Source organism: Nocardia sp. GCM10030253, assembly GCF_042675075.1.
Taxonomy (GTDB): domain Bacteria; phylum Actinomycetota; class Actinomycetes; order Mycobacteriales; family Mycobacteriaceae; genus Nocardia.
Window position 1 is genome coordinate 11,675 of the sequence record NZ_JBHTDL010000012.1, and the last position, 15,132, is coordinate 26,806.

Sequence of the window (15,132 nt, forward strand, 5' to 3'; positions counted from 1 at the left end):
CTAGCGGGCTTGGTTGGCCCAGACCGTGGTCAGCACGTGGCCGATACGGGCGAGCGCGGACCCGGAGGTCATGCGCCAGTGCGAGGACTCGACGGCGTGGTTGTGCACAGTGCCGTCGATGGCGTCGGACCAGCTCGCGGCACCGGTGGCGCCGGTCGGGTCGTCGAGGGAGGCGGTGAAGTAGACGAGGTTGCCCTTGTAGGGGCGCGGGCGGTAGCGGGTGATGAGCCGCAGCGAGCGGGTGCCCGCGTCGAGCACCCGGCCGAGGCGGTCGGCGCCGAAGGAGGCGAATGGCTCCGGCAATTCGGCGATGCGTTGCGCGAGCCGGGTGAGATCGAGTTCGGTGTCCGCGTCATCGGCCTGTTCGCCGAGCAGGCCACCGAGCAGGTCCGCTACCGGCACTGTTGCCGTCTCGTCCACCGCGATGTTCAGCGAGCTGTCCATCATCGCGAGCAACGCGACATGCTGTCCCTGATCTTGCAATTGGATCGCGACCGCGTGCGCGAGCACACCGCCGAGCGACCAGCCGAGCAGATGGTAGGGGCCTTCCGGTTGCACAGCGCGGATCTCCCGCACGTAATGCCTTGCCCAGTCCTCGATCGAGTCCGGCAGGGCGGCGTCCGAACTCAGCACCGGCGACTGGAGGCCGTAGATGCCCCGCTCGGGATCGATGTGGGCGGCCAGGCCCGCGAAGGACCAGGCGACACCGCCGACCGGGTGCAGACAGAACAGCGGTTCGCGGGCGCCCCCGGACCGCAGTGGCAACAGCACGTCGAACGCCGCGTGCGCGTCGACCCTGCCGCGCCCGGACCGATGCGATGTCAGCTGAGCGGCCAATCCCGCCGGTGTCGGTGCCGCGAACAGCCAGACCACCGGGATCTCTTCGACCAGCGCCGCACTCAGTTGGGTGGCGAGCCTGGTGGCCAGCAGCGAGTTGCCGCCGCGTTCGAAGAAATTGTCGTCGAGCCCGATTCGCTCGGCGTCGAGCACGTCGGCGAAGACCGAGCAGACGGTCTGCTCCAGTGCTGTCGTCGGTGCCCGGAATTCGCGGGCAATCGACTCCGGTCGCGGCAGCGCCGCCCGGTCGACCTTGCCGTTCGCGTTCAGCGGCACGGCTTCCAGTTGCCGAAGCACCGCAGGAACCATGTAGCTGGGCAGGACGTCGGTCAGCTCGGAGCGCAGCACGTCCGGGTCGATCTGCTCTGTCGCGGTGAAATACCCGGCCAGCATCGCGTTCGCACCGCCCGTGTGATGGGCGAGGACGATGGCCCCGGACACCAAAGGCCGCGAGCGCAGCGCATGTTCGATCTCGGCGAGCTCGATCCGGTAGCCGCGCACCTTCACCTGGAAGTCGCGACGTTCGACGTACTCGAGATTGCCGTCCGCGCCCCAGCGCACGATGTCGCCGGTGCGATACAGGCGAGTCCCCGGTGCACCGAACGGATCGGCCACGAATCGTTCCGCGGTCAGCTCCGGCCTGCCGTGATAACCCCTGGCCAACTGTGCGCCACCGAGGTACAGCTCGCCGGTGACACCGGCGGGAACCGGATGCATCCGGTCGTCGAGGACGTAGACCTGGTTGCCCGATTCAGGTGTGCCGATCGGCACCACCGCGTGCCCGGTGCCGGTGCCGGTCGGGAACCGAGTGACCGAGACCGCCGCTTCGGTGGGACCGTACAGGTTGTCGATGCGGGCGGTGGTGAGCTGGCGAACGCGCTCGACGGTCGCGGTCGGCAAGGCCTCGCCGATGACGAGCAGCCTGCGCAGGGATCGTGGCAGATGCCGAGTACCCGACACCTCGGCCACCATGGCCAGTAGCGACGGCACCAACGTCACGGTGGTCACCGAAGCGCGGCGGATCAGATCAACCACCGCCGCGGGATCACGCTGAACACCGTGCGGTGCGAGCACGACCCGGGCTCCGGTGCGCAATGCCCACCAGAATTCCCACACCGAAAGGTCGAAGGCCGCCGAGGTCATCAGCAAGCTCGCGTCGTCGGCGCCCAGCTGGTACTCCGACTGCATCCATTCCAGCTGGTGCGCGACGGCCGCGTGCGGGACGGCGACGCCCTTGGGTGTACCGGTCGATCCCGAGGTGAAGATGACATAGGCGGTGTTCGACGCCGCGAGTGCGGCCGGGCGCTCGTCGGCACGCACCGGACCGGCATCCGGCATCGCGTCGGCGATCGAGATATCCAGCACCACATCGTGACCTGTCACCGTTTCCGGCAGCATCGGCTGCCCGGTCGAGGTCAGCACGAGCGCCGGGTTGGCGGCGGCAAGCACGCTCGCGGTGCGTTCCAGCGGGTGCGCCGGGTCCAGCGGCACGTAAGCACCGCCCGCGACCACAACCGCGTACATCGCGACCATCAGATCGACGCTGCGCGGGATGGCGAGGGCCACCAGCGCTTCCGGGCCGATGCCACGCCCGATGAGGACGCGCGCCAGCCGGTGTACCCGAGCGCCGAACTCCGCGTAGGTCAGAGTGGTCTCGTCGTCGACGACAGCAACCGCGTCCGGCGTCCGTGCCACTTGCGCTTCGAACGCGGTAACCAGGGTGGCCGGTGCGAATTCGCATTGGGCCTGGTTCCAGGTCACGAGCATGCGCTCGCGTTCGGCGGTGTCCAGCAGCGCGAGATCACCGACCGGCACCTGCGGCGTGGCGCACACCGCGGCCAGCAGCCGTTGCAGGCGGCCGGCGAAGCCCGCGACGGTGGATTCGTCGAACAAGGCGGTGGCGTAGGTGATCGATGCCGACATGCCCGCGGGGTTGCCGTCCGCGTCGTATCGATCGGTCACCACCAGGTGCAGGTCGAACTGGGAGATCTCGTAGTCGAAATCGGCCGCGGTTGCGGTCAATCCGTCCAGCGCGAAATCCGCCTCGGTCTGGTTATGGAAGGAGAAGCCGACCTGGAACAGCGGGTGCCGCGCAGTCGAGCGCTCCGGGTTCAGCACCTCGACCAGGCGCTCGAACGGCACGTCCGCGTGGGAGAAGGCCGCAACGTCCTCGGTGCGAACCCGGTCGAGCAGCTCGGTGAATCCGTCGGCGGCGTCCACCTGCGTGCGCAGCACCAGGGTGTTCACGAACATTCCGACGACATCGTCCAGTGCGGCCTCGCCGCGGCCCGCGATCGGGGTGCCGAGCGCGATGTCCCGCGTTCCCGACAGACGAGCGAGCAGGACCGCGAACGCCGCGTGCAGCACCATGAACAGTGTCGCGCCGGATGCGCGTCCGAGCTCTGCCAGACGCGCGTGCGCCTGCGCGTCGATCGCGAAATCGACGTGCCTGCCGCGTGTGGAGACGATCGCCGGACGCGGTCGGTCGGTCGGCAGGGCCAGCTGCGCGGGCAATTCGGCCAGTGTGTCGGTCCAGAACCGGAGCTGCCGGGAGACCAGCGACCCGGGATCGTCCTCGGAGCCGAGCAGATCCCGCTGCCACAGGCTGTAATCCGCGTACTGCACCGGCAGCGGCGCCCACGCGGGGACGCTGCCCTGTTTGCGCGCGGCGTAGGCGACCATGACGTCGCGGGCCAGCGGCACCAGTGACGAACCGTCGGCGGCGATATGGTGCACGACCACGACGAGCACATGCTCGGCCGCCGTTGCCGCCTCGACATCGACCGGAACGAACAGTCGCGCCCGCACCGGCACCGATTCGGTGACGTCGAAGCCGCCGCCGATGAAATCCGTTACCGCGGCGACGAGGTCGTCGAGGGGAACCCGGATCGCCGCGAGCGGCGGCACACCCGCCTGTTCGATCGGAAGCACCACCTGCACGGGACCGGAATCCCGCTGCGGATAGACGGTGCGCAGCACCTCGTGGCGTGCCACCACGTCCGTGATCGCCGCGTTCAGCGCGGTGACATCGAGATCGCCGGTCAGCCGTACCGCCAGCGGGATGTTGTAGGCGGTGGACTGGCGGTCGAGACGGTTGAGGAACCACATGCGCTGCTGCGCGAGCGACAGCGGGACCGGGTCCGATCCGGTACGCCGGGTCAGCGCCGGACGTGCCGGTGCCGCGGCCGGATCAGTGGCGGCGAGGGCGGCGGCCATGGCGTGGACTGTCGGGTGCTCGAAGACCATCCGGACACCGACTGTCAGGTCGAGCCGGCTGCCGAGTCGAGCGGCCAGTTGCGTGGCGATCAGCGAGTTCCCGCCGAGGGCGAAGAAATCGTCGTCGACACCGACGGCATCGGTCCGGTCGAGGCCGAGCACATCGGCAATGGTCTCGGCGACTGCCAGCTCGAAGGCCGTCTCCGGTGCGCGATAGCCTGCGGTGCGCGCCTGCACGGTCCGGAAATCAGGCTCCGGCAGTGCCCTTCGATCGAGCTTGCCGGTGGGCGTCAGCGGCATTTCGTCGAGCACCATAATGGCGGCCGGCACCATGTAGGCGGCGAGCGAGCGCCCTGCGAAGACGGCGAGTTCCGCGGTATCGATCGTTGCGCCCGCGGCCGCGATCACATACGCGACCAACGACACGTTCCCTGCGTTGTCGGTGTGGCCGATGGTGACCGTGTATTCGACGGCTTCGTCGGCCGAGAGCGCGGCGTCGATCTCACCGAGCTCGATGCGCAGGCCACGCACCTTGACCTGGTGGTCGGCGCGTCCCACGTACTGGATTGCGCCCGCCGCCGTCCAGCGGACCAGATCGCCCGTTCGGTACAGTCGTCCGCCCGCAGGGCCGTAGGGGTCGGCGATGAAGCGGTCTGCCGAAAGCCCCTGCCGCGCATGGTATCCGCGCGCCAAGCCGGGGCCACGCAGGTACAGCTCACCGGTGACCCCGACGGGGACCGGCCGCAGCCAGGTATCGAGCACTACCGCCGACATGCCGTGGATCGGGGTGCCGATGTCGAACGAATCGCCGGGGCGTATCCGATCGCTGATATTGGTGATGACCGTGGTTTCGGTCGGGCCGTAGGTGTTGAAGAAAGCCCGGGTGGTTCCCCAGCGCCGCACCACATCCGGGCTGTAGGACTCACCGCCGACGGTCAGGTGTGTGAGTTCGGGCAGTTCTGCGGCGTCGAGGGTTTGCAATACCGCCGGAGTGATGAACGCATGGCTCACCCGTTGGTCGCGGATGAGCGCGGTCAATTCGGCGCCCCCGTAGACCCCGGACGGCGCGACCACCATCGCGGCACCCGCCGGCAGCGCGAGCAGCAGTTCGAGCATGCAGGCGTCGAAGCTGGGTGAGGTGACGTGCAGTGTCCTGGATGCCGCGGTGATCGAGTACCGATCGCGTTGGGCCAGTGCGATTCCGGCGAGACCGGCGTGTGTGGCGAGCACGCCCTTCGGGATGCCGGTCGAGCCGGAGGTGTAGATCATCCACGCGGGGTTGTCGATCCGCACCGGGCGGACCAGCTCGCCCGCGCCGATCGGCGCGGCGCTCGTGTGCCGCATCCGCGCCGCGACGGCGGCCGCGTCCAGCGCCAGCCATTCGACGCTGTCCGGCAGTCCCGGTCGGCACGCGATAGTCGTCAGTCCGACAGTGGCGCCGGAGTCCGACAGCATGTGCGCGATCCGATCGGCCGGGTAGGTCGGGTCGACCGGGACGAAGGCGGCACCGGTCTTGGCCACCGCCCACACCGCGAGCACCGACTCGGCCGACCGCGGGATGGCCACCGCGACGAAGTCTTCGGCGCCGATGCCGTGACCGATGAGCATTCTTGCCAGCCGCGACGACTGCTCGTCCAAGGCCAGGTAGGTCAGCTCCCTGTCGGTCGCTATCAGCGCGGTCGCTTCGGGATTCATGGCGACTGCCGCGGCCATCAGCTCGGCGAGCGTGCGCGCCGGCACCGGGTCCGCGCCCCGCCTGCCGAGCAATTCGGCACGTTCGGCCGGGGCAAGCAGGTCGATCGCGCCGATCGCCGTTTCGGGATTCGCGGTGAGCGCGCCGAGGATGCGGCCGAATCGCCGCAGCAGGGTGGCGGCGGTGGCCGCGTCGAACAGGTCGGTCGCGTAATTGAGCTCGACCGCGAGGTGGCCGTCGGCATCCGGCTCGGCGGCGACGGTGAACTGCAGATCGAATCGCGCCACCGGCTCGTCGAATTCGACCGATGTCAGGTCGAGTCCCGGCACCGAAACGGTGCTCGTCCCGGTGTCGGCGTAACTCAGTGCGACGGTGAACAGCGGATGCCTGGACTGCGAGCGCTCGACGCCGAGTTCGTCGGCGACCCGCTCGAATGGGACGGTCGCATTCGCGAAGGCCGCCAGATCGACAGCCCTCGTCTGCGCAAGTAGTTCGGTGAACGACCGATCGTGGTCCGGGCGGGTGCGCAGTACCAGGGTGTTGACGAACATGCCGACCAGATCGTCGAGCGCGGCGGCGCCACGACCGGCGACCGGCGTGCCGATGGCGATATCGCCGGCACCGGACAGTCGGGCCAGCAGCACCGCGAGGGCGGCGTGCACGACCATGAACGAGGTCGCGTTGTGCCCCGTCGCCAGCTCGTGCACGCGAGCGCCGACACCGCCACCGATCCGCGCGCGGATGTTTCCGCCGCACTTGGACGCGACGGCGGGCCGCGGCCGGTCGGTGGGCAGCGCGAGTTCCTCCGGCAACTCACGCAGGGTTTCACGCCAGTACGCGAGCTGCTGCGCGGCAACCGATTCCAGCGACTGCGTCTGCCACAGCGCGTAGTCGGCGTACTGGGCGGCGAGTTCCGGCCAGATCGGGGCAGTGGCGAGCAGTCGGGACAGGTACGCCGACAACAGGTCCCGCAGCAGGGGGTTCATCGAATATCCGTCGGCGGCGATGTGGTGCAGCACGGCGACGAGCACGTGACTGGACTCGTCCTCGCGCAGCAGCACCGCGCGCACCGGCACCTCGGTGGTGACATCGAATCCGGCGCTGATGAATTCGGCGATACGCTCGTCGACGGGCCGTCGCTCGTCGGTGTCGACGGCCAGCCGGACCGGTGCGGGTTCGGCGGGCAGGATCACCTGGTGGCCGGAGCCGGTGGCGTCCACCGGATACATCGTGCGCAGCACCTCGTGCCGCGCAACCACATCCGCGAACGCGGCGCACAGGGCGACTTCGTCCAGTTCGCCGCGGATGCGGACGGCGACCGGAATATTGTGCGCGGCCGACGCCGGGTCGAGGCGATTGAGGAACCACATGCCACGCTGCACCGGCGCGAGCGGAACCAGTTCGGGACGCGGGCCCGCGATCAGTGGCAATACCTGCTCCGCCGCATCCGCTTCGGCGGCGAGCCTGGCAGCCAGCTCCCGCACAATCGGTGTCTCGAACAGCAGGCGTACCGGGACTCGTCGGCCGAGTCGCTCGCTGAGCCGAGCCAGCACGCGGGTAGCTATCAGCGAGTTGCCGCCGAGGTCGAAGAAGCTGTCGTCGGCGCCGACGGGCGCCGCGTCCAGCACCGCCTCGAATGCCGATGCGACCAAACGCTCGGCCGGGGTGACCGGTGCGCGATAGGCGGTGCGGTCGAACACCGGCTCCGGCAAAGCATTTCGATCGAGCTTGCCGGAGGCGTTGAGCGGAAACGCGTCCAGCACCACGATCGCCGACGGAACCATGTAGGACGGCAAGGCGGCGGACGCGGCGCGCAATACCTCGGTGTCGAGATCACCGACGACATCCGGGCTTCCACCGAGCGGAGTCACATACGCAACCAACTGGTCGCCGGTGCCGACGACTCGGGCGGCGGCCTGCGCGACTCCGGGCACCGCGGCCAGAACGGATTCGATTTCACCGAGCTCGATGCGCTGTCCGCGGAACTTCACCTGGAAATCGGTGCGACCCAGGTAAACCAGTTCGGCGGTGGTGGCGCCGGTATCCCAGCGGACCAGATCGCCGGTGCGGTACATGCGCTCGCCGGGGACGCCGAAGGGGTTGGCGACGAAGCGGTCCGCGGTCAGATCGGGTCGGCCGTGGTAGCCGCGCGCGAGCTGGGTGCCCGCCAGGTAGAGCTCGCCCGCGACACCGGGCAGTGTCGGGCGCAGGCGCGAATCCAGCACGTAGACCCGGCTGTTCCATTCCGGATTGCCGATCGGCATGATGGTGCGGTCGATTTCACCGGTGACGTCGCGATAGGTGATGCTCACCGCCGCCTCGGTCGGGCCATACAGATTGTGCAGTCGAGCCTGGCTGACCGCGCCGAAGGCACGGACCGTTTCGGCGGGCAGCGCCTCACCGATGACGAACACCGTGCGCAGCGTTGCGAGCGCGGCGGATTCGGTGTGCCCGGCGAACACGCTCAGCATCGACGGGACGAAATCGGTGACGGTGACGCCGTGCTCGGCGACGACCTCGGTCAGATAGCCGGGATCGCGATGGCCGTCCGGGGTGGCGAGCACCAGGGTCGCACCGATCCGCAGCGGCAGGAAGTACCCCCACAGCGATACGTCGAAGGTGGTCGCCGTCTTCTGCAAGTACACGTCCTGCGAGGTCAGCAGGTACTCCGACTGCATCCAGGTCATCTGGTTGACGATCGCGGCGTGCGAGACGCTGACGCCCTTGGGCTTTCCGGTCGAGCCGGAGGTGAAGACGACGTAGGCGGGGTTGTTCGGGTGGACCGGGGCGGTCCGCTCATCGACCGCGATCGGGTCGTCCTGGTATCCGTCGATGGCGACCGTGTCGACGCGGATCGTCGGACCGGAGTAACCGAAGTCCGCCCGATCGGTCTCGGTGGTGAGCAGCGCGGCGGGCTGCGCGGTGTCGAGAATGTGAGCGATGCGTCGGGCCGGATGATCCGGGTCGACGGGGACGTAAGCGCCACCGGCCTTGAGCACCGCGTACATCGCGACCACCAGGTCGGTCGAGCGCCGAATAGCCAGCGCCACCAGTGATTCCGGGCCGACTCCCCCGGCGATCAGGTGCCGGGCCAGTTGGTTGCTCCGCCGGTCCAACTCGCCATACGTCGAAGTCACACCGGTGGTGCCGTTTTCGGATGCGAACACCAGCGCCGTGGCGTCCGGGGTTGCCGCGGCCTGCGCCTCGAACTCGTCCAGCAGCATCTCCGCGACGAACGCGGTGTGCGCGGAGTCGTTCCACTGGTTGACCACCCGGTCCAGTTCACCGGACCCGAACAGGTCGATATCGCCGACCACTTGTTCCGGGTCGGCGGTCACCGCGGCGAGCAGCCGCGTGAACCGGGCGCCGAAGGCGACGATGGTCGACTCATCGAAAAGATCCGTGGCGTAACTGAATCGGAGCGCGTCGTCCGCGACCGTCAGCTGCAGATCGAATCGGGTCGTCTCGTAGTCGAAATCGTGCTCGGCGACGGTCACCCCCGCCAGCTCGACCGCGACAGGCGCGAGGTTCTGGAAGAACAGCGCGATCTGGAACAGCGGATGGCGGGCTTCGGAGCGGGGCGGGTCGAGCACCTCGACCAGCCGCTCGAACGGCACCTCGGCGTGCGCGAAGGCATCCAGGTCACCCTCGCGTACCCGCCGCAGCACGGCCGCAAAGGTGTCCGAGCCGGGCACCTCGGCGCGCAGCACCAGCGTATTGACGAACATGCCGACCAGATCGTCGAGTGCGGCATCGCCCCGGCCCGCGATCGGCGCGCCGATGGCGATGTCTTCGGCGCCCGACAACCTGGCAAGCAGCGTGGCCAGTGCGGCATGCACCACCATGAACGGGCTTGCGTCGTATCGCCGTGCGACGGTGGCGATTCCGTCTCGAATCGTGGCGTCGAGCGCGAGTGTGGTGCTCGCGGCGGCATGCGTGGCGATCGCGGGGCGCGGCCGGTCGGCGGGCAGGTCCAACTGTGCTGGCAGCCCGCGCAGGGTCTGCTGCCAGTATCGGAGTTGCGCGGCGGCGAGCGATTCCGGATCGTCCTCGGCCCCGAGCACGTCGCGCTGCCAGAGCGCGTAGTCGGCGTACTGCACACCGAGTTCGGTCCAGCTCGGCGCGGCGCCGGTGGCGCGTGCCGCGTAGGCGGTGGCGATATCGCGAGCGAGCGGACCCATCGAGAAGCCGTCGGCGGCAATGTGATGCACCACGAGCGCGAGGAGGTGTTCGCGATCGGACAGCCGAGCCAGGCCGACGCGCAGCGGCACCTCGGCGGTCACGTCGAAGGGTGCGGCCACCAATGCCACCAGTGCGGCAGTCGCGTTCGCCGGATCCAGCGCCACGATCGGCGGGAGGTGGGCGTGGTCCAGAATCCGCTGGAAGCCGGTGCCGTCGATATCCGGATAGATGGTGCGCAAGGTTTCGTGCCTGCCGACCACGTCCGCGATCGCGGCGGCCAGCGCCCCGGTGTCGACGTCGCCGGTCAGCCGGATGGCGACGGGGATGTTGTTGACCGTCTCGTCCGGGTCGAAGCGGTTGAGGAACCACATCCGCTGCTGCGCGGGTGAGAGCGGGACCAGCTCTGGCCGCGGTCGCGCGGTCAGCTTCGGACGGCTGCCGGTGCCCGCTAGTCGCGCCGCCCGTGCGGCGAGCCCGGTCACGGTCGGTGTCTCGAACAGCAGTCGCACCGGGATGTCGGCGTTCACCGCGACGCCGAGCCGAGCCGCCACCTGGGTGGCGATGAGCGAGTTGCCGCCGAGTGCGAAGAAATCGTCGTCGGCACCGAGCTGTTCGATGCCGAGCAGCTCGCCGATGATGCCCGCGACCGTGTGCTCGGTGTCGGTCTCCGGTGCGCGATAGGCCACTGCCTCGAAGACCGGCGCGGGCAGCGCCGTGCGGTCGAGTTTTCCGGAGGCGTTGAGTGGGAAGGTGCCAAGCACGACGAATGCCGACGGCACCATATAGGCGGGCAGTGCGGCAGTCAGTTCGGCACGCACGCCCGCTATGTCGACCGAGTCCTCGGCCGCGATCAGATACGCCACCAGCTGGTCGCCGAGCCGATCATCGGTGCGCACCACCACGACGGCCTGCCCGATCGAGACCATGGCGGTGAGCGCGGCCTCGATCTCGCCGAGTTCGATGCGCAGGCCACGCAGCTTCACCTGGAAATCGGTGCGGCCCAAATACTCCAGTTCGCCGCTGGTGGTCCACTTCACCAGGTCACCGGTCCGGTACATCCGCTCGCCCGCGCCGAACGGGCTGGCCACAAACCGATCCGCGGTCAGCTCCGCACGGGCTACGTACCCGTCCGCCAATTGCCTACCCGCCAGGTACAACTCACCCGCGACGCCCGCGGGCACCGGGCGCAACCGCGAATCCAGCACATACACCCTGGTGTTGAACACCGGTCGCCCGATCGGCACCGACACGACGTCGACGTCGGTGACCTCGTGGTAGGTCACATCGACGGCGGCTTCGGTCGGCCCGTAGAGGTTGTGCAGGCGGGCACCGGTCAGTTCGCGCAACCGCTGTGCCGTCCCGGCGGGCAACGCTTCACCGGAGGCGAACACCTGCCGCAGCGAATCACATTGCCCGGCCAGATCATCGGCGACGAACACCGCGAGCATCGATGGCACGAAGTGGACGACGGTCACCCGCTCGGCGGACATGAGGCGGGCGAGGTAGACCGGATCGCGATGCCCGTCCGGGCGCGCGACGATCAGCCTCGCCCCGACCTGCAACGGCCAGAAGAACTCCCACACCGACACATCGAAGGTCGCCGGAGTCTTCTGCAGCACCACGTCGTCGTCGGACAGCCGGTATTCGGCCTGCATCCACCGGAGCCGGTTGACTATCGCCGCGTGCGATACCGTGACGCCCTTCGGCCGACCGGTCGAACCCGACGTGAAGATCACGTACGCGGGGTGGCCAGCGGCCAGCACGCCCACCCGATCGGCATCGGTGAGCGGCGCCGCCGAATAGGCGTCCAGGTCGAGTCGGTCGATCCTGATCTGCCGCGCGCCCCCGACTTCCAGGTCCAGCCCCGAGGTCAGCGCGCACACCGGCCGCGCGGTGCCGAGCACGTATTCGGTGCGCTCGGCCGGATGATCCGGGTCGAGCGGAACGTACGCGCCGCCCGCGACCGTCACCGCGTACATGCCGATGATCAGGTCGATCGACCGCCGCATGCCCAGCGCCACCAGCGAATCCGGGCCGACGCCCTGCGTGACGAGGAACCGCGCCAGCCGATGCACACGCGCCGCGAACTCGGAGTAGGACAGACTCGTCCCCGCCAGGGTCACCGCAGGCGCGAACGGTGTCCGCGCCACCTGGGCCTCGAACAGCGACACCAGCGTCGCCGTAGAGTCGAAATCGGCGGTCGTCGCGTTCCAGGATTCCAGGACGCGGACCCGCTCGGCGTGCTCCAGCAGTTCGATGTCACCGACCCGTACCGCCGAATCCGCCACCGCGGCCTCGAGCACCCGCACGAACCGCGCCGCGAACGACCGGACCGTCGACTCATCGAACAGATCCGTCGTATAGCGCAGCTGCGCACGCAGCGCGGTGCCGTCCGCCGCGGCGACCTCGGTCAGTGCCAGCGACAACTCGAACTGTGCGATCGGATTGTCCAGTTCGAACGCCGAAACCTCCAGCCCGGGCAGCCGCAGCATCGTGTCGTCGCGGTGCTCGAAGGTCAGCAGCGTTTGGATGATCGGTGAATGTGACTGCGAGCGCACCGGATTCAGTTCGTCGACCAGCCGCTCGAAGGGCAGATCGGCGTTGGCGAAGGCACGCACGTCGGTGTCGCGTACCTGCGCGAGCAGCTCGCCGAACGATGCGCCGGACCGCACCGCGGTGCGCAACACCAGGGTGTTGACGAACATGCCGACCAGATCGTCGAGGGCTTCCTCGGCCCGTCCGGCGATGGGTGTGCCGATCGCGACATCATCGGCGCCTGTCAGCCGCGCGAGGACGGTGGCGAAAGCGGCATGCACGACCATGAAGGTCGACACACCGTGCCTGCGTGCGAGATCGGCGATCGCCGCGGTCACTTCAGCGGAAACTTCGAAACCGACCGCCGCGCCGCGACCGGAGGCCACCGGCGGGCGTGGCCGGTCGGTCGGTAGTTCGAGAACCGGTGCGAGCCCGTCGAGTTCGGTCCGCCAGTACGCGATCTGGCGAGCCAGCACCGATTCCGGATCGGCGGCGTCACCCAATGCCGCGCGCTGCCAGAGGGTGAAGTCCGCGTACTGGATCGGCAGCGGCCGCCACTGCGGCTCCGTGCCCGCCGTGCGCGCGGCGTAGGCGACCATCAGGTCGCGGGCCAGCGGGCCGGTGGAGACGCCGTCCGCGGCAATGTGGTGCACAACGACGACCAGCACATGGTCGTGCGGCCCGGCACGCAGCAGAGTGGCCCGCACCGGCAGGCCCGTACGCAGATCGAATCCGAGGCCGACGGCCGCGACCACCGCCCCGGGCAGCTCGTCCGATGCGACATCCGACCGGCTCAGCCGCAGGCGGACCTCCGCCATGGGCGTGACCACCTGGACCGGCCCCGCGCCGTCTTCCGGGAAGACCGTCCGCAGCGACTCGTGCCTGCCGACGACATCGAACAGTGCGGCGCGCAGTGCGGCGATATCGAGTGCGCCCGTGAGCCGGATGGTGATCGGGATGTGGTAAACGGTCGACTCCGGATCGAGTCGGTTGAGCAGCCACATCCGGGTCTGCGCCAGCGACAACGGGATCCGCGCCGGACGCGCCGCGGCGACCAGCGCGGGCAGCATCCGGTGCGGTGTCCGCGTCACACGGACCGCCAGTTCCGCGACGGTCGGCGCCTCGAACACCGCACGCACATTCAGATCGCATCCCAGCGCCGCATTCGCGCGAGCAACCAGGCGCATGGCGAGCAGGGAATTGCCGCCACGCGCGAAGAAGTCGTCGTCCGCGCCGAGCGGCGCGTCGGCGGCTACCCCGAGCAGGTCACCGATCAGGGCGGCGAGAACGGATTCGCTCCCCTCACGTGGCGCGCGGAATGCCGTTACCGGACCGGTGAACTCGACAGCCGGCAGCGCCGCGCGATCGAGCTTGCCCACCGTGGTGAGCGGCATTTCGTCGAGCACGACCAGGTGGGCAGGAACCATATAGCCGGGCAACTGGGCGCGTACAGCCGTGCGCACCGCCTCGGCCGATAGCCCGGTGCCGGACACATAGCCGACCAGACATTCGGTGCCCGCGGTGTCGCGTGCCAGCAGCACTGCGGCGTTCGTGACACCGGTGGCCGCGAGCAACGCCGATTCGATCTCGCCGAGTTCGATCCGCTGGCCGCGCAGCTTCACCTGGAAATCGTTGCGGCCCAAGTAGACCAGATCGCCGTCACGGTTCCAGCGCACCAGGTCGCCGGTGCGGTACATGCGGGCGCCGGGGACACCGAACGGATCGGCGAGGAACCGCTCGGCCGTGAGACCGGTGCGGCCCTCGTATCCGCGCGCCAACTGATCGCCCGCCAGGTACAGCTCACCGGTCACGCCCGTCGGTACCGGACGCAGCCGGGCGTCGAGCACGTAAGCGCGGGTGTTCCAGTTGGGTCGGCCGATGGCCAGATCGGGACCGCGATCGGCATCGGTGAATTCGTGGTAGATCGTCGAGATCGCTGCTTCGGTCGGTCCGTAGGCGTTGTGCACGACGCCGCCGACGTGCTCGCGCAGCGCCGCGAGCAGGTCCGACGGCAATGCCTCGCCGCCGCAGTGCAGGTGCCGGAACGAGCGCAGTGCGTCCCCGTGCCCCTCGGCGATCAGCGCGGCCAGTACCGAGGGCACATGCTCGGCGATCGTGACGGCGTGTTCACGCATCAGCCCGGCCAGGTAATCCAGGTCGAGATGCCCGTTTGGACGCGGAATCACCAGCGGCGCACCGACCGCCGCGGGCAGGAAGCATTCCCATACCGAGACGTCGAAGGTGATCGGCGCCCGCTGCATGATCCGATCGGCGGCCGTGACCTCGTAACGACTTTCCAGCCAGCGCAATTGGTTCATGATGGCGCGGTGGCTGGTGGTCACGCCCTTGGGCAGACCGGTCGATCCCGAGGTGAAGAGTATGTAGGCGGCGTTGTCCGGCCGCAGCGGCGCGATCCGATCGCCGCTGAGGATCGGTCCGGCGGCGAGTTCCGCGAGTTCCAGCTGCTCGACCGCCGTCACGCGCACACCGTCCAGTGCGGGCAGAGTCGCCGCGCCCGCGGACAGCACCAGTCGCGCGCCCGCCGTGCCCAGGATGTGTTCGATGCGTTCGACCGGATGGTCCGGGTCGACCGGCAAATACGCGCCGCCCGCCTGCACGATCGCAAACATCGCCACGACCATGTCGACGGACTTCCGCGCTGCCAGCCC

General features: G+C 69.0%; 1 protein-coding gene (running past one end of the window). It reads right to left on the reverse strand.

Annotation, left to right across the window (positions count from 1 at the left end):
- Positions 1-15,132: the 3' portion of a non-ribosomal peptide synthase/polyketide synthase gene (locus ACFQZZ_RS26455; protein ID WP_378686216.1), read on the reverse strand. Its footprint extends 10,149 nt past the window's final position; the window shows 15,132 of its 25,281 coding nt (coding positions 10,150-25,281); its start codon lies off the right edge, out of view; the stop codon is at positions 1-3.